The organism is Prevotella sp. HMSC073D09, assembly GCF_001814145.1.
Lineage (GTDB): Bacteria > Bacteroidota > Bacteroidia > Bacteroidales > Bacteroidaceae > Prevotella > Prevotella conceptionensis.
This window is the reverse complement of the sequence record NZ_KV815057.1, coordinates 21,154-42,046: the sequence shown is the minus strand read 5'-3', so window position 1 is coordinate 42,046 and position 20,893 is coordinate 21,154. Positions and strand designations below refer to the sequence as shown.

At 43.0% G+C, this 20,893-nt stretch carries 17 protein-coding genes and 1 pseudogene; 13 read left to right on the top strand and 5 right to left on the bottom strand.

Annotation, left to right across the window (positions count from 1 at the left end):
- Positions 1 to 748 precede the first annotated feature (748 nt).
- Positions 749 to 1,675, bottom strand: a complete 927-nt coding sequence (locus HMPREF2955_RS03385; protein WP_070720970.1) for a tyrosine-type recombinase/integrase — start codon at positions 1,673 to 1,675, stop codon at positions 749 to 751.
- Between the two features lie 101 nt (positions 1,676 to 1,776).
- On the opposite strand from HMPREF2955_RS03385, the pseudogene HMPREF2955_RS17030 reads away from it, so the two are divergent.
- Positions 1,777 to 2,274 (top strand): annotated as a pseudogene (locus HMPREF2955_RS17030) (restriction endonuclease subunit S); the annotation flags it as partial.
- A 165-nt stretch (positions 2,275 to 2,439) separates the two neighbouring features.
- Positions 2,440 to 2,913, top strand: a complete 474-nt coding sequence (locus HMPREF2955_RS17025; protein ID WP_371326379.1) for a restriction endonuclease subunit S — start codon at positions 2,440 to 2,442, stop codon at positions 2,911 to 2,913.
- Here the strand turns inward: HMPREF2955_RS17025 and HMPREF2955_RS03375 are convergent.
- The 4 genes from HMPREF2955_RS03375 to HMPREF2955_RS03360 form a co-directional block, all read right to left on the bottom strand.
- Positions 2,906 to 4,099, bottom strand: coding sequence for a restriction endonuclease subunit S (locus tag HMPREF2955_RS03375; protein ID WP_070720966.1), 1,194 nt, complete (start codon positions 4,097 to 4,099; stop codon positions 2,906 to 2,908). The genes HMPREF2955_RS17025 and HMPREF2955_RS03375 overlap by 8 nt on opposite strands.
- A 112-nt stretch (positions 4,100 to 4,211) precedes the next feature.
- The gene (locus tag HMPREF2955_RS03370; RefSeq protein WP_070720964.1) at positions 4,212 to 5,765 is read right to left on the bottom strand and encodes a type I restriction-modification system subunit M; all 1,554 of its coding nucleotides are present in this window, start codon (positions 5,763 to 5,765) and stop codon (positions 4,212 to 4,214) included.
- A 4-nt stretch (positions 5,766 to 5,769) separates the two neighbouring features.
- Positions 5,770 to 6,321 carry a hypothetical protein gene (locus tag HMPREF2955_RS03365; RefSeq protein ID WP_139145465.1) on the bottom strand — a complete coding sequence of 184 codons (552 nt, stop codon included), beginning with the start codon at positions 6,319 to 6,321 and terminating at the stop codon, positions 5,770 to 5,772.
- 4 nt (positions 6,322 to 6,325) lie between these two features.
- The gene (locus HMPREF2955_RS03360) at positions 6,326 to 9,169 is read right to left on the bottom strand and encodes a type I restriction endonuclease subunit R (protein ID WP_070720959.1); all 2,844 of its coding nucleotides are present in this window, start codon (positions 9,167 to 9,169) and stop codon (positions 6,326 to 6,328) included.
- Positions 9,170 to 9,710: 541 nt separating this feature from the next.
- Here HMPREF2955_RS03360 and HMPREF2955_RS03355 point away from each other — a divergent pair.
- The 11 genes from HMPREF2955_RS03355 to rplW all read left to right on the top strand — a co-directional run bounded on the left by HMPREF2955_RS03355 (position 9,711) and on the right by rplW (position 20,891).
- Positions 9,711 to 9,905: a hypothetical protein gene (locus HMPREF2955_RS03355; RefSeq protein ID WP_139145464.1), complete on the top strand. Its 195-nt coding sequence runs from the start codon at positions 9,711 to 9,713 to the stop codon at positions 9,903 to 9,905.
- Positions 9,906 to 10,499: 594 nt separating this feature from the next.
- Entirely contained in the window at positions 10,500 to 11,942 is a 1,443-nt protein-coding gene (locus tag HMPREF2955_RS03350) for a Fic family protein (RefSeq protein ID WP_070721013.1), read from the top strand.
- A gap of 373 nt (positions 11,943 to 12,315) precedes the next feature.
- Positions 12,316 to 13,455: a Fic family protein gene (locus HMPREF2955_RS03345; protein WP_070720952.1), complete on the top strand. Its 1,140-nt coding sequence runs from the start codon at positions 12,316 to 12,318 to the stop codon at positions 13,453 to 13,455.
- A gap of 582 nt (positions 13,456 to 14,037) precedes the next feature.
- Complete coding sequence (locus HMPREF2955_RS03340) at positions 14,038 to 14,625, top strand: porin family protein (RefSeq protein ID WP_070720950.1); 588 nt, start codon at positions 14,038 to 14,040, stop codon at positions 14,623 to 14,625.
- An 800-nt stretch (positions 14,626 to 15,425) separates the two neighbouring features.
- Positions 15,426 to 15,809: a 30S ribosomal protein S12 gene (rpsL, locus tag HMPREF2955_RS03335; RefSeq protein ID WP_009231178.1), complete on the top strand. Its 384-nt coding sequence runs from the start codon at positions 15,426 to 15,428 to the stop codon at positions 15,807 to 15,809.
- Between the two features lie 322 nt (positions 15,810 to 16,131).
- A complete protein-coding gene (rpsG, locus tag HMPREF2955_RS03330; protein ID WP_009231177.1) occupies positions 16,132 to 16,608 on the top strand; it encodes a 30S ribosomal protein S7 in 477 nt (158 codons plus the stop codon).
- Between the two features lie 25 nt (positions 16,609 to 16,633).
- Positions 16,634 to 18,748 carry an elongation factor G gene (gene fusA, locus HMPREF2955_RS03325; RefSeq protein WP_070720947.1) on the top strand — a complete coding sequence of 705 codons (2,115 nt, stop codon included), beginning with the start codon at positions 16,634 to 16,636 and terminating at the stop codon, positions 18,746 to 18,748.
- Positions 18,749 to 18,852: 104 nt separating this feature from the next.
- The gene (rpsJ, locus tag HMPREF2955_RS03320) at positions 18,853 to 19,158 is read left to right on the top strand and encodes a 30S ribosomal protein S10 (protein ID WP_009231175.1); all 306 of its coding nucleotides are present in this window, start codon (positions 18,853 to 18,855) and stop codon (positions 19,156 to 19,158) included.
- Between the two features lie 128 nt (positions 19,159 to 19,286).
- A complete protein-coding gene (gene rplC / locus HMPREF2955_RS03315) occupies positions 19,287 to 19,901 on the top strand; it encodes a 50S ribosomal protein L3 (RefSeq protein ID WP_009231174.1) in 615 nt (204 codons plus the stop codon).
- Entirely contained in the window at positions 19,901 to 20,530 is a 630-nt protein-coding gene (gene rplD, locus HMPREF2955_RS03310) for a 50S ribosomal protein L4 (RefSeq protein ID WP_070720944.1), read from the top strand. Before rplC ends, rplD begins: the two co-directional genes overlap by 1 nt.
- A gap of 16 nt (positions 20,531 to 20,546) precedes the next feature.
- On the top strand, positions 20,547 to 20,891 hold the full coding sequence (rplW, locus tag HMPREF2955_RS03305) for a 50S ribosomal protein L23 (protein ID WP_009231172.1): 345 nt from the start codon (positions 20,547 to 20,549) through the stop codon (positions 20,889 to 20,891).
- The last annotated feature ends 2 nt before the right edge of the window (positions 20,892 to 20,893 follow it).

Genomic DNA, 20,893 nt, shown 5'->3' with positions numbered 1-20,893 from the left:
TTAGCGGCAAAACGCATTGCATTTAGCACCAAAATGCACTGCAAAATGCAGCTAAACACTGGCCAATATGCTGCAAAACGCAAGGTTAAATGCAATAATATGCACAACATAATGCAACAAAATACGGTGAGTATTGGCACTTAAAGCATTTGTTTCGATAGTATGACGTATAGAATAAGGGCGAAATACACTTCAAAATGTGGTTTTTTAGGTGCAAAATGCAGGAAATTGGGGGTGGAGAAAACACGAACAGGCTACCATCTAGAAAGGCAAAATGGTGCTAAATGCACTCCGTGTTCTTAAAAGTGGATATATTAAGAGCGGCGGAATATGGGAAATAGCGTTCTTTTTCCTACTTTTAGACCATTGTTTTCGCTAGAATGTGTTGGTGAGCAGCGTGTGTTTTGTCAAGTATTATTACAGCAATTAACTTTCTGGGGTTATGGGTTTGTTAGTTCGTGGGTTGCCGATATATCCAGTTAATGAGTAGTTAAGTTTAAGGCTTAGGGGGTAAGTTATTAAACCTATCTTTTCATACTCCTTGTATACGCTGTCATTGAACCGCGCTTAAAGCAACATCTTTTGCTGTCTTTCTGTTTTTGTCTGGTATCTTTCACTTGCCTTTTCGATGGCATAGCCCAACGATGCTCACTCAAAATGCAGGTGAAAGATGCCAGATAAGTCCCAAAAACTGACAAAGACGTTTTTTAGGACTTGCCTTTAGCCATTGACTATCGCAAAAACAGACTTACTTATTGAGGTATTTAAGCATTTTTGTGATACACCGTTTCTTCTGATCCATATTGGGGTGAACATAGAGATTGAGGGTTGTTGTGATGTTCGCATGCCCAAGCAACACGCTTACTGTTTTATAGTCGCAGTTGCTTTCAATGCAGCGCGTGGCAAAACTGTGGCGCAGTCCGTGATATTTCAGCCGAGGAATATCCAAATGTCCCATCAACCGATGGAAATAGTTTCGGTAGGTTCGTGGCTCTGTGGGTTTTTCTTCATTGGTTAGCACATAGAAACTTGCGTTTACCACTTTTTTCAGTGGTTTCACCATAGCCAATAGTTCTTTGTTCATCGGTATCTCACGGCAAGAATTCTTAGTCTTTGGCGTGTTTATAACCAGCTCCGTGTGTTTGCGCTCACCTTCTACGATATAGATACGCTCGATGGTACGGCTTACGGTGATTGTGCCCGTGTCTGTGTTGATGTCGGCCCACGTCAAACCACATATCTCACCAATCCGCAAGCCAGTGGTTAGGCTGATGTAGATGCCAAGGTTGCGAAATGTGAAGTTCTGCCTGATGAAATCGAGTATCTTTTTGTGTTGTGCCACCGTCAGCACTTCTATTTCTCTGTTGCCCTCTGTGGTTGGGTACTTAATGTCCCACTCGCAATAGTTCATCCAACCGTTCTTCACTCCAAACTTCATCACCATTCTCAATACGATGAGCATGTCTTTCACCGTTTTAATGCTGAGCCCGGCATTGAGTTTTTGCAGCACAAATTCTTGTACTAGTTTCTCACTAAGAACGTCACAATCACCAAACGATGACAGTAAATGGTTCTCTAAAATCAACACATAAGCAGCATAGGTGGACTGCTTAACGTAGCGTTGCTTTTCACTTTTCCAAGCCAACGCAATTTCTCTAATTGTTTTTGCTTTCATATTTAATCCTTAATCTAGAAAAGGTACATAATAATTAGAGAAAAGCATTAACTTATGTCCCAAATCTAAGATTTCCGGAGTTTGAGGGGGAGTGGAAAAGTTGCAAGTTGGGTGCTATTGTGGTGGTAGTTGGTGGCGGTACTCCAGATACAAATAACCATAAATATTGGAATGGCGATATTCAATGGTTCACTCCATCAGAGATTGGTAGAGACAAATATGTAACCAATAGCTTGCGTACAATATCAGAAGAAGGTTTGAATAAATCCAGTGCAAAACTTCTTCCGATTGGGACAATATTGTTAAGTTCCAGAGCGACAGTAGGAGAATGTTCTATAAACAAAGTGGAATGCACAACTAATCAAGGATTCCAATCTTTAATTCCCAAGGAATATTTCTCGAAGGAGTTTGTATTTTATTTGATGCAGACCAAACGAAAAGAGTTAATAAGAAAATCTTGTGGTTCTACCTTTTTGGAAATTTCAGCAAACGAAGTACGAAAAATAGAAATAGCAGTACCGACATACAAGGAGCAGGAGAAAATAAGTAAACTTTTAGCTTTACTTGACGAGCGCATTTCTACTCAAAACAAAATCATTGACAAGTTGCAATCCTTAATCAAGGGGCTAAATAATTCTTTATATTCTCAGTATAGTCATGAGGTTTTGACTTCTTTTGCAAAACTTGGCATTTCATATTCTGGATTATCGGGCAAATCTGCACAAGATTTTGGTTCAGGAAAACCTTTCATAACGTACTTGAATGTGTATTCCAATAATATCATCAATGATAAAGATTTTCAATATGTATCAATCAAAGATGGTGAAAAACAAAATGTTGTCGAATATGGGGATGTATTATTTACTCTGTCATCGGAAACGCCAGAAGAAGTTGGTATCGGTTCTGTATATCTCGGCAAGGAGAAGGTGTACTTGAATAGTTTCTGTTTTGGTATTCATATCATAAATACAGAGGTTGTCTTTTCTCCATATCTATCTTACTATGTATCATCAACACCATTCCGCAAATTTATCTATCCTTATGCACAAGGAAGTACAAGGTTCAACCTTTGTAAGGCGGATTTTGAAAAAGCCAGTATCAAACTGCCCTCTTTGGAAAACCAAAGACGTATATATTCAGTATTGTGTCATATAACCAGTAAAGTAGAAACAGAGAAAAGTTTACTTGACTTCTACAATGCTCAAAAACAATACCTGCTTCGCCAAATGTTCATATAAACATCTGACGGAGCAAGTATTGTTTTTGTTTCTGATATTGTTGTAGTATGCTTTTCTGATATTTAATCTTGTCATTAAAAGAAAGTAACAATTTTGAGATCAGTAATAGTTCATTAGCACATACAGGCATCGGGACACTATTTTCTAAGAATCGTTGATTTGTAATGTTGATGGTGTTCTTTGCTCCTTTTTGAATCAGCGGATGCAAATAGTTGTGCGTATTTATTTCACTCATAAAATATTCATGGAGATATGTTCCAACAGAAAGACTATTGGGTATATAAACACCATATAGTGGTGAAACTGCAACATTTTCTTGGTTAAGGTTTTGTTTAACTATGCCATAAGGGTATGCTCCCGTAGGACTTTTTGTATAAACTAAGTCACCATAATGTACTACATTATATTTTGATATGTCTCTAGCTGCAAATGAACGTCCAAGATAATCTACTTGATTAATAACACCTCGACTAACAGAAACAGAAAAGACTTGATAAAAGTTAGTGTTACGTTCATCCCTTTCCGTGAGAACTTTACTAAGAAGTACATTTCTCCAATTGCCTTTATTTTGTCCTTGCTTTTGCAGTTCAACCATAATCCCCTTGATTAAGGATTGCAACTTGTCAATGATTTTGTTTTGAGTAGAGATACGCTCATCAAGCAATGCCATAAGTTTAGCGATTCTTTCCTGTTCTGCTAATGTTGGGAATGAAAAAGAAAGGCTCTTTACAATATCCGTTGATAGATTCCCTTGTCCACCCTGTAAATATTTCATTAGGATTTTTGAAACGTGTTTATTCCAAACAGACTCAATAAATTTCTTGTTCTGTTTGGTCCTGATACATAGTATTGCTTGATTTATTGCACCTTTAATCTTTGATATAGCGATATCACCGCTCGTTGCTCCATACATTGCTAACAATAAATCTCCTACATCTACCATTTTTGCAGAAGAACTTTCAAATCCTTTCTGCGTAATAAACAATTCTGTTTTATTTGCATGAAGTTCACCAGATCGAATAAATGCAATTTTTCCTCCATAGAAATCTTTGTTAGAGGAGTTTGGCGTTCCACCAGAAAAGAATGTGCAAAGGTCTGATAATTTGCATTTCTCCCACTCCCCCTCAAACTCCGGAAATCTTAGATTTGGGACATTGAGGACTTTTTTATCTTTATTTTCTACCATGGTTGTTACTCTTTAATTATGTTGGTATGTTGAGTTGTTGCAAAGTAGGGTATGTGTATCTTTTCTTTTTAGCACAACTGCTGTGTTGTTACGTTTTTTGCAATTTCTCATATTACACTATTCCCAATTCTTTCAGATACACCTCAATCTCCTTATCCAGTTCCGCGCGTTTGGTTTCCAGTTCCTTGATTTCCGCCATTACAGCCTTTATGTCGATTGGCTCTTCCTCTTCGAAAGTATCAACGTAACGGGGGATGTTGAGGTTGTAGTCGTTTTCGGCTATTTCCTCCAAGGTAGCAAGATGGCTGTACTTTTCTATTTCCTTGCGGTCGCGGTAGGTGTCTACAATCTTTTGGATGTGCTGGGGGCGGAGTTTGTTCTGCGTCTTCACTTTCTCAAACTCCTTGCTGGCGTCGATGAAGAGAATGTTTTCGTCTTCTTTACGGCATTTTTTAAACACCAAGATACAGGTGGGTATGCTTGTGCCATAGAAGATATTGGCAGGCAATCCGATAATTGCATCAACATAGTTTTTCTTCTCTATGAGGAAACGGCGGATAACGCCTTCGGCATTTCCACGAAAGAGCACACCGTGAGGAGCAACGCAAGCCATTGTGCCACCCTCATTCAGGTGGTAAATCATGTGGAGGATGAATGCATAATCGGCAGTTTTACGGGGAGCGAGTCGCCCTGTTTTGCTGAAACGGTCGTCGTTGTTGAACTTCTCGGCAGCACTCCACTCTGCCGAGAACGGCGGATTGGCAACAACCGCATCAAACTGAGTGTCGCCAAAGGCATCAGCTTCGAGCGTATCGCCATTCTCTATGCGGAAATTGCTGAACTTGATGCCGTGCAGCAACATGTTCATACGGGCAAGATTGTAGGTTGTGGGGTTTTTCTCCTGCCCAAAGATTTCGTTAGCATGGCCGATGTTTGCAGCGCGAAGCAAAAGTGAGCCACTGCCGCAAGTAGGGTCGTAAACATTGCGAAGACGTGCGTGGCCCAGGGTTACAATGTCGGCCAAGATGTGGCTTACTTCTTGCGGAGTGTAAAACTCGCCTGCTTTTTTACCAGCACCAGCGGCAAACTGACTAATCATATACTCATAGGCATCGCCAAGAATGTCTATCTCTTGTGAGGCCTCCACACCAAAGTCTATGTCGTCAAGGGCAAGAAGCACGTTGCTTACTAATGTGTTTTTATCGTCTGCTGTCTTGCCTAGTTTGGGCGAAGCGAGGTCGATGTCAGAAAATAGTCCTCCAAAATCCTCTTCGCTATCTTGCCCAAGCGTGCTGTCCTCAATACGTTTCAACGACCGTTCAAGTATAGGCAGTATGTTTTCTTTCTTTTTAATGTTCTCAATGATGGACGAGAATAGGAAATGTGGCTCAATGAAGTAGCCGATATTCTCCAGGCATTCGGTTTTTACTTCTTGTTGTAGGGCTTCAATGTCATCATCATTCTCCATTGCCCACAGTTCTTTAAACGTGACCTCATCATCAGCCAATGCCTCATTGGCATGCTTCTCTATTTTCTCTGACAAATACTTGTAGAAAATAAAGCCAAGGGTGAAATACATGAAGTCGCTGGCAGACATGTTGCCACGCAACTTGTTTGCGACTTCCCAAAGCTGGTCACGGAGTTTTTGTTGTAATTCCTCGCTCATATTGTTATTTCTTTTGTTGCTTTTTTAATTTCTTTGAAACATATAAATAGTAGTTGAACGCACTGTCATTTGCCTTGTTGACAATGACATCTGCTACAATGTTAGCAGGAGAACTCCTTGATAATTTGCTCCAGGCTATTCCGCTGTTTGGGTTTATCCATTCTGACAGCACATATACATTGCTTGTTGGCAAATAGAAGTTTATCTTATTAAGCATCTTGTCACCACCCACTTCGCCTACGAAATAGGATGTTAACATGTTCTCAACAAGCGTCACGTCATTATGAGACGCCTTTTTATTTGCGAAACAGCCAAGCCATATTTCATTGATCCTTGAAAAATCATTAATATGGTGGTCCTTGTCCTTAAATCTATCAGTTATTAGGTTTCGCTCTGTTTTCCCTATATAGTAGTGGATTGATGATTTGGCATACTTCTTCATGCCACTCATCAAATACAGACTGCAAGGAATATGGTTATTCAATTCCCAATGCCTTATGCTTTCCACATCAGGAAAAGGCCCATACCATCTTATTATGTATATGTTCTTCTCCATAATGTTATTCCAAACAGTATGTTCGTATGATATAATGCAACCTGTCCATGATACGTTTTAACGTGTTGCGCCTTTTTACTAAGCCCAAATGCTTTTCTTTCAGTGCCTGTTGTATAATTTCAGGTTGCTCTTTTTGCAAGTAATCATATTCGGACAAGTAATGATTGAGAACCGTTACATCCAAGTCTTCGTCTTTTGCAAGTTCATCCACAGCGTCGTTTCGCTTGTTGGTGATGTAGTTGTTCAATTGCTCTTCAAGGTCGCTTGTGCCATCAGCCCGTTGTTTGCGTGCCATAAAGTTGTCGCGGTCGTCATCCACGTTCTGCTGTATAAAGTCGTCAATCAGTTTTGCCTTGCTACGTAACTCAGCATCTTTAATCATCGTGTCGATGATATGCGTACGTTTTTCTTGATAATCCTCACTATAAGGATTGAGGTCGGCAATCAGCTCAAGTATGTAGGTAACATTGATGATGTCGCTATGCAACAATTCCAGACAGAAATCAATGTCACCAATTACTGAGTCTGTTGAAGTTTCTGTGGGCTCTGCGTCTTCGTCGGGCGTTGAGTCTTCTCCCGAAGGTTTGCGTCCACCATCAACTGCATCGTAAATATCAAGGTATTTGCTTCGGAAGTCCATAAACTGTTGTTCGGACATGCCAAGGTCTGTTGCATCTTCTTCAAATTCATCGTAAATCTGAATTTCTGCATGTTTCTTAATAACATCGCGGAATGCAAGAATAAACTGCGTTTTGTCTCGTTCGCTCTGCAACAAATCTATGCTACTCGGCGTTGGGTATTGCTCCAAGAAACTTGTTGTAAGTTCTTGATAATTCTTCTTTACTTCATTAAAAGGTGGGCGAATAATATCTTCAAGATTGTTGCTGTTGCTGAAAAGCTTGATAGAAGCATCCACTTTGCTTTTCAAATCACGGAAACAGACAATCTTACCGAAGCGTTTCTTTTCATTCAATACCCGGTTGGTTCGACTGAATGCTTGCAACAAGCCGTGGTAGTCCATGTTCTTATCTACGTAGAGCGTATTGAGTTTTTTGCTGTCAAAACCAGTCAAGAACATACCAACTACCAAACAAAGGTCGAGCGACTTCATGTCTGCTTTCTTTTTCTTCATGCGCAGATTGACGTCATCATAATATGCACGGAAGTTTTCTGTAGTGAAACTTGTACCAAACATATCATTATAATCATCCATAATAGCTTGCAACTCGTCTGCTTCTCCCGTGCTGTCACTTACATAGCCACCCGTGTTCATGCCTGTAAGGGCGTCGTCCTGGCTACTATTGGCTGCATATGTAAACACGGCACCAATTCTTATTTTAGGATTAAGGCTCTTAAACAGCTTATAATATCGTATAAGCATTGGTACAGACTGCACTGCAAACAATGCGTCAAACTCTCCGTCGAAGGTCGACTTATTGAAATTATTAAGGATAAACTTGGCAATTTCGGTCATGCGGTTTTGGTCGGCATTGTCTACATCTGCATTGCCATGATAATATTCTACAAGGAAACCAAGCACGTTTTCATCGGCAATGGCATCCTTTATGAGATACTTGTGAAGATTGTTGCCAAAGATTTCCTTTGTAGTATGCCCTTCCACAGCATTCTCTACGAAGATAGGCGTACCGGTAAACCCGAACATCTGTGTGTTGTCGAAGAACTTAACAATATTCTTGTGGCAATCTCCGAAATGACTGCGATGACACTCATCAAAAATCATCACAATGCGAGAATGGCGGATTTCTTCGATTCGGCTACTATACCACTGCTTAGTAACTGCTGCATTGAGCTTTTGGATAGTGGTGATGATAATTTTAGAATTACTGTGAAGGCGTTTCACAAGTTCGTCCGTATTATCGGTGCCATCAACCGCACCAGGCTCAAAGGCTTCATATTCAGCTTGTGTCTGTGTGTCAAGGTCGTGGCGGTCAACCACAAACATTACCTTGTCAATGTCGCTCAATTCAGCAACAAGCTGAGCTGCCTTAAATGAAGTAAGTGTTTTGCCAGCACCTGTTGTATGCCAAATATAGCCATTGTCATTGGAGTTTACAACACGGTCGAGAATTTTTTCAACCGCATAAAACTGATAAGGACGGAGCACCATTAGGCATTTGTCGCCCTCATGCAGTACGATATACTTGCCTATGATTTTACCCAAAGTGCACTTATCAAAGAAAGTGGTGGCAAACTTCTCCAAGTCATTGAAAGGGATATTGGCAGCGTCTGTCCAATTGAATGTGAATTTGTACCCGCTGTTGGGATTATTGGCAAAATAGCGTGTGTTCACCCCATTGGAAATCACAAACAATTGAATATAGTCGAACAGCCCGTGGAAGGAAGTTTTATGATAACGTTGTATTTGGTTGTAGGCTTGTTTCAGCTCCACACCTCTTCGCTTTAACTCAATCTGCACCAAAGGCAAACCGTTTATCAGTATCGTTACGTCATAACGACATTTCTTTCTCCCCTCGACAGTAATTTGATTGGAAACCTGGAACTCGTTTTGACACCAGTGCGTGCGGTTCAGAAATTCCACCCACAGCCGTTCGCCGCTTTCCAATTCAAGTGGAAAGAGGTCACGAAGTTTCTTTGCTTTTTCAAAACGTGTGCCGCCCTCAAGATAAATAAGGATTTTCTCAAATTCAGATTCGGTGAATTTGGTACGTCCGAATTCTTCCAGCCTCTTTCGATTATGCTTTTCTAATTGAGTTTTGAAGTTGGCACGTAGGTTCTTTTCTTCTTCGATGTGCACATAGCCATAACTCATTTGCTGAAGAGTAGCAATAAGTCCGTTCTCAAGGGCAGCTTCACTTTGTACTGGCATGTTTTTGTTTTATTTTAGTTGTTCGTTGCAATAAGATTCTCTGCACGAACTATTTCATTTTGCAAATCGTTTCACAGACACCTTGTTTCCACAGCTAGTACAGTCTTAATTCTATTTATCGCTGTTGTCTGTTGATTTATTTTCGTTCGTTGCAGAATACGCAGGTACAAAGGTACGCTTCTAAGTTTATTATTCCAAACCGAATCTAAAAATGTTGTGTTCAAGGACCAAAAATAGTGGCGAGTGCTATGAACGCTCTACAACTCAAAGGCGACATTCTGCAACTTGTCAAGGGCGACATACTGGGGCGCATGGTATAGGATCTGGAGATAAAGACTAAGAAAAGGGCTTCAAAGAAATAGGCGATGGAAAAGCTGGACGTAGTGGCCTGTTTTGATTGGCTGGAAAAAGAAGAGAAGGTAGGTATGCTAGGACATGAAACCCTGCGGAGCTCTGACGTGTTCTCATTCGAGTTTGACGGTGACTTGCTGAAATGTTGTGCCGATATCTGCTTTGGCAGAGATTTACCAAGGTTGAGTATATGCAGAAAGACGTGATGGCGCAGCGAAAAACCTCCACCAAATATCTCGATAGAATAGTCGAGGCGGGATTACTCCAAAAGATGAAGTTCGGCTGTAGCGATTATTACATCAACATGACGTTGATGGATTTGTTTATCCATCATCGTGTTGACGAAAGCAACGACACCGAGAGTATTGAGTCTGTCAGAGAGTGAGAATATGTATCCTAGAATGGATTTTCAGGTACACATTGGTTTGGATATGTACCCGAAAACGCGAAAACGGGTACATGTTGGCTTGGATGTGTACCCAAGAACGTCATTGGGGTACATATAGTTCAGCTCATACGGTTCACGGTCTCCATAGTGCCTTACTGTCAGGCTGTGAAGAAATTTGTTAAACCCCAATCGGTTCATTCATTGAGAATAGGGTTGAATGCCCTAGGCGGAGTATGCCTTATCTTTTCGCACTCCTTATTATATATAGGTGTCGCTTAGCTGTTTCTTAGGTGATAGATCTTTGCTTATGTGCAGAAAAGGCATGCTATAAAACAAGCAATATAAAGTATTATTAGTTAAACATTATTTCGTATCTTTGTATCACAAAAGATGCATTATGACGAAATTTACCAAATCGAACTGGATGACCAGAGGGTTGCAGGAGAAACTGAATGTTGTTGGTGAACAGTTTCGCCTAGCAAGGCTTGAGAACATTGCGGAATACAAGAAAGAGTTGGAGTCACTTCTAACCCCTCAATTTCCGATTGGTTGATTCTTAAGCCACTTCGTTTTGACTACATAATAGAGGCTATGGTAACAAAAGAAGAAATACTTGAACTTTTGCACAGTACAGAGAGCTACAGGATAGAGCGTACCGTTTCCACTGGGGATATGGATAAGTTTCAGGAAGCCATTTGTGCATTTTCAAACGATTTACCCAATTCCCGAAAAAATGGTTATCTTATTTTGGGCGTCCGAGATAATGGAGCTTTATCGGGCTTAAAGGTTGATGACGCTTTGATGAAGAAAATAGCAGGCATTCGTTCTGATGGCAACATACTTCCGCTGCCTATTATGTCAGTAGAAAGGTTTGAGTATGATGAAGGAGATTTACTTGTCGTAGAGGTGTCGCCTGCGTGGGTGCCACCAGTGCGCTATCGTGGCCGCACCTTTATTCGCATAGGCCCTCGTAGGGATATAGCAACCGAATCGGAAGAAAGAATCCTTTTGGAAAAAAGGACATCTTATATGGCGACATTCGATGCCACGCCTTGTTTTGGGTCGTCGCTGAAGGATATTGATACACAGTTTATACAAAAAGAATATCTCCCGCAGGTTATAGATGCTGATATTCTTCTGACAGATAAACGCCCTTTGAAAGAGCAATTGGCAGCAATTCATCTTTATGACATTACCAACGATTGTCCTACAAATGCTGCTATTATCCTTTTCGGGATGAATGCCTCTTTTTTCTTGCATGGTTGTTATGTTCAATATGTGCATTTCGCAGGAGAGGACACTGGAAGTAAAATTCTTAACGAAAGGCAGATTCGTGGCAGTCTGTGTTCAATACTGCCTAAATTGGAAAGCTTTGTAAGAGACGCAATTGTTACGACCCGTCCGATGCCTGTTAGTATGCTACGAGAACAGATTGTGTTTAACTACCCAGAATTAGCACTTAGGGAACTGCTGATGAACGCTTGTATGCACCGAGACTATCAATCCAATATGCCTATCAGAATTTACCAATTCAGCAATCGTATTGAAATTCTCAATGCTGGAGGCTTGTATGGGGAAGCCCGTCCTGAGAACTTCCCTACGGTTAATGATTATCGAAATCCTATTATTGCGGAGGCTATGCGTGGAATGAAATACGTTAATATGTTCAACCGCGGTGTTCAGCGTGTCAAGAACATGCTAAGAGAAAATGGAAATCCAGAGCCAAAATTCAATGTGAGTAAAGTAACGGCTTTTGAAGTGATGGTGAAACCGTCTATGTCACTTAACTTAGTCACTGGTGACGAAAAAGTGACTAAGTCGGCTGCTAAGTCTACTGATACGATGAACGAGGTGTTGGCTTTCTGCAATCAAGCCCGAAGTCTTACGGAGATTATGGCGCACTTAGGCCTAAAGCACCGTAATAATGCTAAAAGTAGATACATCGACCCGTTGATAGAGGGTGGTTTTCTTGAAATGACGATACCAGACAGGCCTAACAGTAGAAACCAAAAATACGTAAGGTCTTTATCTTAGTCACTTATCTTAGTCGCTTATCTTAGTCGCTTAGAAGTGACTAAGTCGCCTTGTTGGTAATTCCAATTATAGAATAACATTTTCAGTGGGTAAATTCTCAATTTGTGTATAGTAATTCGCAATTTGTAATATGGTATTCAAGACGAAGAAAGAAGGAATGATATAAAAGAAGTATAAACTTGGTTTAGAGCAACTCATCATTTTATCTTTCAGAAGTAATGTGTTATAACGGAAGAACCATTTTTTTTCGTATGCAACACTGGCTTTTTTGAAGTAATTTGCTGAGTCTTGTTTTTCAGAGTTTCCCTGCGGTGTAAGAAGTTGACAACCAATATCAATATACGAAACAAAAACGATAGAACTATGAAAGGATATGAAACAGAAATATAATGTACCACAGTTGCCCCTTCCATACGATTTTGAAACGAAAGCTGTATTGAGACAAGTAAATGCTGCCAACCGACGACTGGCGGAATTGAAAGGAATAGCCCTGACCATTCCTAATGAGAATATCCTGATCAGCACTTTGGTTTTGCAAGAAGCGTTAGACAGTTCGGCTGTTGAGAACATTGTCACCACTTCTGACGACCTATACAAAGCCGACTTGAATATGGAGGGGCATATCAGCAATGCTGCTGCTAAAGAGGTGTTGCTGTATAGGGAGGCCATGTCTATAGGATTTAGCCTTGCTCGCAACAATAAACTTCTTACACTCAATGATATGCTTGCTATACAGCGAGTTTTAGAACGTAATAGTGCTGGATTTCGTAAGGTGCCTGGCACTGTGTTGAGGTCTTCAAACGGCGATGTGGTATATACTCCGCCTCAGGAGTATGATGAGGTGATACGCCTTATGACCAATCTTGAACAATACATCAACGACAGCAGTATGCACGAGGTGGATCCCTTGATAAAGCTAGCTATCATTCACCACCAATTTGAAAGCATTCACCCTTTTTATGACGGCAACGGCAGAACGGGCAGAATACAGATTATATTGTACCTCATCATCAATAACCTACTGGATTTGCCAATTCTCTATTTGAGCCGATATATCACGCACAACAAGGGGGAATATTATCGCCTTATCCAACTCATAAGGGAAAAGAATACCGACAACTTCAAGGAATGGGAGCAATGGGTGTTGTTTATGCTTAAAGGCATAGAAGAAACGGCGATGCAAACGATTGAGCTTATCAAGCAGATTTCAAACCTTATGGCCGAATACAAGCGTAAATTACGCCCACTTTTTGGAAGGTTGTATAAGCACGAACTAATAAATAACCTATTCTTTCATCCATACACCAAAATTGAGTATATGCAGAAAGACATGATGGTGCAGCGAAAAACTGCCACCAAATACCTCGATAGAATTGTTGAGGCGGGCTTACTCCAAAAGGTAAAGTTCGGCCGCAGCAATTATTACATCAATACGAAACTGATGGATTTGTTTATCCATCATCGTGTTGACGAAAGCAACGACACTGAGAGTATTGAGTCTGTCAGAGAGTGAGAATACGTATCCTAGAACGGAATTTCAGATGCACATGGAGTTGGATGTGTACCCAAAGATGTGAAATAGGGTACATGTTGGGGCGGATATGTACCCAAAAACGCGAAAACGGGTACACGTTGGCTTGGATGTGTACCCAAGAACGGTATTTTGGGTACACATAAAGTTCAGCTCATACGCCTCACGGTCTCGATAGTGCCTTACTGTCAGGCTGTGAAGAAATTTGTTAACCCCAAATCGGTTCGTTAATTAAGAATAGGGTTGAATGCCTTAGGCAAATTATGCCTTATCTTTTCATACTCCTTATTATATATAGGGGTGTCGCTAAGCTGTTTCTTTTGAGGTAAATCTTTGCTTTTGTGCAGTAAAGTGCATACCTTTGCATCCGCATTTTGACGTTGTTCTTGTCTTAACGCAGGCGGCTCCTTAAAGAAGGGTGTGGACTTGGCTAGTATAGGACGCCATTTGGCTGACTATCTACTATGCGGGCAAGTAGGCGCATGAACAAATCAAAGTTAGCAGGCAAGGGTTGTTATGTCGAACTTGCATAGATGTAATATGTTTGTAGTTTTAGAATAGAGAATGAAGAAGATAATTTATATTTTGATGTTGGCCATCGTGTTTAATGGCATTGCCAACGCGCAGCATGAAGTGAAGTCGTTATCGTTGCAACCTAAAATAGGGTTGAATTTGTCGAAACTAACCAACCACTTCGATTCTGATTTTAAGCCAGGTATGGTTGTTGGACTTGAAACTGAGTGGCAATCGAAGGCCAAGTTTGGATGGTCTGTTGGTTTGCTTTACTCGCAACAAGGTACAAAATACGCTTTGGGCGAGTTTAAGTACACTTACAATTACAACTATATTAATGTGCCTGTGCTGGCTAACTTCTATGTGGCTAGAAACCTTGCGCTCAAAACAGGCTTGCAGTTTGACTTTAATGTAAGCAATGGTTATACCATTGAGGGACCAGGCTCGAAAGAAAACCGCAACGACCCTGACGTTAAAGCTGTGGAGGCCTCGATACCCCTGGGAGTATCGTACGAGTTTAATCAGTTTGTGGTAGAGGCTCGATACAACTTGGGGTTGACGTATGCCGTGCCGCGCACAAGGTTTAGTACCTTCCAATTTACACTTGGTTATCGGTTTGATGTGGTGAAGGGAAATTAAGGATAGCTTATGGCTTAGCTAGGGCAAGTGGAGTTAGGGCTGGTTTAGAAAAACCAAACTTGATGTTGCCATAACTTAGACGTAAATAAAACTCCCATCGGAGCATGCAGCCTGCAATGGCCTGCTTGTGGGCGATGATTTGTAACGCTTAACAGCAGTCGATTGTAGGCTGTATGTGTAACCCAAGGGTGCTAGTGCGTTTTTGGCTTTCCGAAATATCCTTCTCTTTTGCACATTGTAACCGATGGCTATGTGGGTAAAGGCTTTTGTGCGAGTTATAGAAAAGGACAACTATTCTCTGTGTATATCCTCTTTAGCTATTGTTGCATGTTCGTTTTGCAGGTGTTTTTATAGTTGTTTGGCGTTGGTTCGTCGGTAAATGTCCTAGCCGTGAGGTGTTAGTATTTTCTTGAAATGTTAGGTTGGAGTTAGACCAATTTTACCTATACGCCCTCTTGCATGTTCTTACAGATTTTGCCATCTTTTGGATGTGGGTTGTGTTGTATTTTTTGCTAGATTATGGAGAAGCAGCTGTCTTCGCTCAGTTGATGTTTAAACAAGGACGTTTTTGTTGATTTTATCGACCGAAGGCGTGCGAATGATGTGGGGTGGGGGATGTGTTGTATGTTAATAATGTTTAAATAAATCAAAATATTATATCGTGGACGGAAATGAAAGGGATGTATGTTAGGTAGTTAGGAGAATTGTTAGTAACTTTGCACCCCGAAAAGGCATATTGTGCCGTTTCTGTATTCGCTTGATAATAACGAAAATAACATATAAAATTAAAAAGTAAAATTATGCCTACTATTTCACAGCTAGTAAGAAAAGGCAGAAAGGTGCTTGTGGACAAGAGCAAGTCGCCTGCGTTGGACTCGTGTCCGCAACGCCGTGGCGTTTGTGTTCGTGTTTACACCACAACCCCTAAGAAGCCTAACTCGGCAATGCGTAAGGTTGCCCGTGTGCGTCTGACAAACCAAAAGGAGGTTAACTCTTACATTCCCGGAGAAGGCCACAACCTGCAAGAGCACAGCATCGTGCTTGTTCGTGGCGGTCGTGTTAAAGACCTCCCTGGTGTTCGTTACCACATTGTTCGCGGTACGCTTGATACCGCAGGTGTAGCCAACCGCACGCAGCGCCGTTCGAAGTATGGCGCAAAACGTCCTAAGGCCGCTAAGAAATAACATGCGCGCCGCAATAAGTTTTTAAGTTCGTGAACTCATACGCCGGTAAGGCTTGCGGTAGCAAGGACTTCGGGGCTAGGCGAGAGGTGTTTGCCGGGGTTTGCAAACTTAAAAGCTTATTCAGAAAAAGACAAGTGAACAGAAACGTCGTGGTGCAGACGATAAAGGCACCAAGAAAGTATAAACCGTTTTGCTGGTGAATTGTTTGAGGCGGGTTTTGATAAGTTTTGTAACACGCCTAAAAGGTTGAGTAAACATCCGGGTGCGGAAGTTGAAGAACAAGTGACAACCCCATGCAGAATTATTTTTTTTCAAAACAAAAATGAGAAAAGCAAAACCAAAGAAACGCGTGATCCTTCCCGATCCCGTGTACAACGACCAAAAGGTCTCTAAGTTCGTTAATCACCTGATGTACGATGGTAAGAAGAATGCCTCGTACGAAATTTTCTACAACGCCCTTGATACCGTAAAGGCAAAGATGGAGAAGGAAGAGAAGTCGCCCCTCGAAATCTGGAAGACGGCCTTGGACAACATCACACCTCAAGTGGAGGTGAAGAGCCGCCGTATTGGTGGTGCCACGTTCCAAGTTCCTACCGAAATACGTGCAGAGCGCAAGGAAAGTATCTCGATGAAGAACATGATTTCTTACGCCCGCAAACGTGGCGGCAAGACCATGGCCGACAAATTGGCTGCCGAGATTATGGACGCCTTTAACAACCAAGGCGGCGCTTACAAGCGTAAAGAAGACATGCACCGCATGGCAGAGGCAAACCGCGCATTCGCACATTTCAGATTCTAATATATAAATAGGTATACAAAAGACAATGGCAAATCGCGATTTACATTTGACTCGTAACATCGGTATCATGGCTCACATTGATGCCGGTAAGACCACAACTTCTGAACGTATCCTTTTCTATACGGGTAAGACCCACAAGATAGGTGAGGTGCACGACGGTGCCGCCACGATGGACTGGATGGCCCAAGAGCAGGAGCGTGGTATAACCATTACTTCTGCCGCTACGACGTGTAACTGGAACTATGACGGGAAGTCGTTTAAGATTAACCTCATCGACACTCCGGGTCACGTTGACTTTACCGCCGAGGTGGAACGCTCGCTGCGCGTTCTCGACGGTGCTGTGGCTACCTATTCGGCTGCCGACGGCGTTCAGCCCCAATCGGAAACCGTATGGCGCCAAGCCGACAAGTATAACGTTCCACGTATTGGCTACGTGAACAAGATGGACCGTTCGGGTGCCGACTTCTTCGAAACGGTTCAGCAGATGAAGGACATTTTGGGCGCAAACCCTTGCCCCGTACAGATACCTATCGGCGCCGAGGAAAACTTCAAAGGCGTTGTAGACCTTATCAAGATGAAGGCCATCCTGTGGCACGACGAGACGATGGGCGCCGAATACAGCATCGAGGACATTCCCGCCGACTTGCTTGACGAGGCCAAGGAATGGCACGACAAGATGGTGGAGAATGCCGCCAACTTCGACGATGCCCTGATGGAGAAGTACCTCGAAGGCGTGGAGCCTACGGAGGAAGAGCTGATTGCCGCAATCCGCAAGGCAACCATCGCAATGGAACTTACGCCTATGGTGTTGGGTTCCTCGTATAAGAATAAAGGTGTGCAGCCCCTTTTGGATTATGTTTGCGCATTTTTGCCTTCGCCGCTAGATACGGTGGCCATCGTTGGCGTTAACCCCAACACCGACCAGGAGGAAGAGCGTAAGCCTAGCGAAGACGCACCCACTTCTGCGTTGGCGTTTAAGATTGCTACCGACCCCTTCATGGGCCGTTTGGTGTTCTTCCGCGTTTATTCGGGTAAGGTTCAGGCCGGTTCGTATGTTTACAATGCCCGTTCGGGTAAGAAAGAGCGTATCAGCCGCTTGTTCCAGATGAACTCTAACAAGGAAATCCCGATGGAGAGCATCGACGCTGGTGATATTGGTGCTGGTGTAGGTTTCAAAGATATTCGCACAGGCGACACGCTTTGCGACGAGAACGCGCCTATCGTGCTCGAATCGATGACCTTCCCCGATACGGTTATCTCTATCGCCGTTGAACCTAAGAGCCAGGCAGACATTGCCAAGCTTGACAACGGTTTGGCTAAGCTGGCCGAAGAGGACCCCACTTTTACCGTTCGTACCGACGAGCAGAGTGGTCAGACCATTATCTCGGGTATGGGTGAGTTGCACTTGGACATCATCATCGACCGTTTGAAACGCGAATTTAAGGTGGAATGTAACCAAGGTAAGCCCCAGGTTAACTACAAGGAGGCTATCACCAAGGACGTTACACTTCGCGAAGTATATAAGAAACAGAGTGGTGGTCGTGGTAAGTTTGCCGACATCATCGTTACCGTTGGGCCTAAGGACGAAGACTATAAGGAGGGCAACTTCCAATTCATCAACGAGGTGAAGGGCGGAAACGTTCCCAAGGAATTCATCCCCTCGGTACAGAAGGGATTCGAGAGTGCCATGAAGAACGGCGTGCTTGGCGGATATCCGATGGAGAACTTGAAGGTAACGCTGACCGACGGTTCGTTCCACCCCGTAGACTCTGACCAACTTTCGTTCGAATTGGCAGCCATCAACGCTTATCGCAACGCTTGCCCCAAGGCAGGTCCTGTGCTGATGGAGCCTATCATGAAGGTTGAAGTGGTAACGCCCGAAGAGAACATGGGTGACGTTATCGGCGACTTGAACAAACGCCGTGGCCAAGTGGAAGGCATGGACGAGGCTCGTAGCGGTGCGCGCATCGTGAAGGCACAAGTGCCATTGGCAGAGATGTTCGGCTATGTTACTGCTCTGCGTACCATCACATCGGGCCGTGCAACGAGCTCGATGGAGTACGACCACCATGCACCGCTGTCTAGCTCGATTGCTAAGGCAGTGCTTGAAGAAGTAAAGGGACGCACCGACTTGGTGTAACAACATCGTAAGAACGGAGGGACGGAGCGTTGGTTAGCGAATGACTCTTAACCGGCGTACTTCGTTCCTCTACATAATAATCATTTAAAAACAACTTAATCGACATGAGTCAGAAAATTAGAATTAAGCTGAAGAGTTACGACCACAAGTTGGTGGACAAGTCAGCAGAGAAAATCGTAAAGGCTGTTAAGGCCACAGGTGCAATCGTAAGCGGACCCATCCCCTTGCCTACACACAAGCGCATCTTCACCGTTAACCGAAGCACCTTCGTTAACAAGAAGAGCCGCGAACAATTCCAGTTGCAGAACTTCAAGCGTCTTATCGACATTTACAGCTCGACGGCTAAGACCGTAGATGCACTGATGAAGCTAGAATTGCCCAGTGGTGTGGAAGTAGAAATCAAGGTGTAGTGAATGGCTTATGAGAGCAAAGCAGGCGTGTAGGCATTTACACTTAACGGTGCAGACGCGCAGCAAGCTTGATAAACCTTACAGCTTATAAACGTTTAAACTATTTATTTTATTAATATATTATTGAAATGCCAGGATTAATTGGAAGAAAAATCGGAATGACATCCGTTTTCAGTGCCGACGGTAAGAATGTACCGTGCACTGTTATCGAAGCTGGTCCTTGTGTTGTTACCCAGGTTAAGACCGTAGAGACCGACGGCTACAAGGCTGTTCAGTTGGCTTACGGCGAGGCAAAGAAAAACCGCACCACCAAAGCAATGGCCGGTATCTTTGAAAAGGCAGGAACGACACCGAAGAAGCACTTGGCCGAGTTCAAGTTTGATACGGAATACAACTTGGGTGACACCATCACGGTGGACCTTTTCGAAGGTGCCGAGTTTGTAGACGTAGTAGGAACCTCGAAAGGTAAGGGTTTCCAAGGAGTTGTTAAGCGTCATGGTTTCGGTGGTGTGGGACAAACCACTCACGGACAGGACGACCGCGCCCGCAAACCGGGTTCAATCGGTGCTTGTTCTTACCCTGCAAAGGTGTTCAAGGGCATGCGCATGGGCGGCCAAATGGGAGGTGACAGAGTAACGACTCAGAACCTTAAAGTGTTAAAGGTAATTCCTGAACACAACCTCATCCTTGTGAAAGGTAGTGTTGCCGGATGCAATGGTTCAACCCTTTTAATTAAGAAATAATGGAAGTTAGCGTATTGAATATCAACGGTCAGGAGACCGGAAGGAAAGTTGTGCTCAACGACGCGATTTTCGGCATCGAGCCCAACGACCACGTTCTTTATCTAGACGTGAAGCAGTATCTCGCTAACCAACGCCAAGGCACAGCCAAAACGAAGGAAAGGAGTGAGATGAGCGGTTCGACCCGCAAGCTCGGCCGCCAAAAAGGCGGTGGCGGCGCACGCCGAGGCGACATCAACTCGCCCGTTCTAGTTGGCGGTGCTCGCGTGTTTGGCCCCAAGCCTCGTGATTACAGCTTTAAGCTCAATAAGAAGGTGAAGGTTCTGGCCCGTAAGTCGGCCCTGAGCTACAAGGCAAAGGAAAATGCCATCATCGTGGTAGAAGACTTCGAAATGGTAGCTCCAAAGACAAAAGAATACGTAAATATAGTTAAAAATCTCCAATTGGGAGAGCGTAAGTCTTTGCTTCTTTTGCCAAATGTGAATAAAAATGTATATTTGTCGGCTCGTAATTTGCAACGTTCCGAAGTGATGACCGCCAGCGCCCTCAACGCCTACAAGGTGTTGAACGCCGACGTGCTTGTTATTACTGAGAAATCGTTGGAGGCTATCGACGGAATCTTAAACAAGTAAAAGGAGACAAAAGAAAATGGGATTTATCATAAAACCTATCGTCACCGAGAAGATGACGGCAATTACAGAAAAGTCTTCTCGCGATAAAAGCTATAAGGTAAAAGGTGAAGTTAGAACCAAGGCTGCTACGCCACGCTATGGTTTCATCGTTCGCCCCGAAGCCAACAAGCTGCAGATTAAGAGCGAAATCGAGAACTTGTATAATGTTACGGTGTTGGACGTAAACACCATGCGTTATGCAGGCAAGCGTTCGAGCCGTTATACGCGTGCCGGCCTCGTGAGAGGACAGAAGAGCGCTTACAAGAAGGCTATCGTCACCTTGAAGGCTGGCGACGAAATTGATTTTTACAGCAATATTTAAAA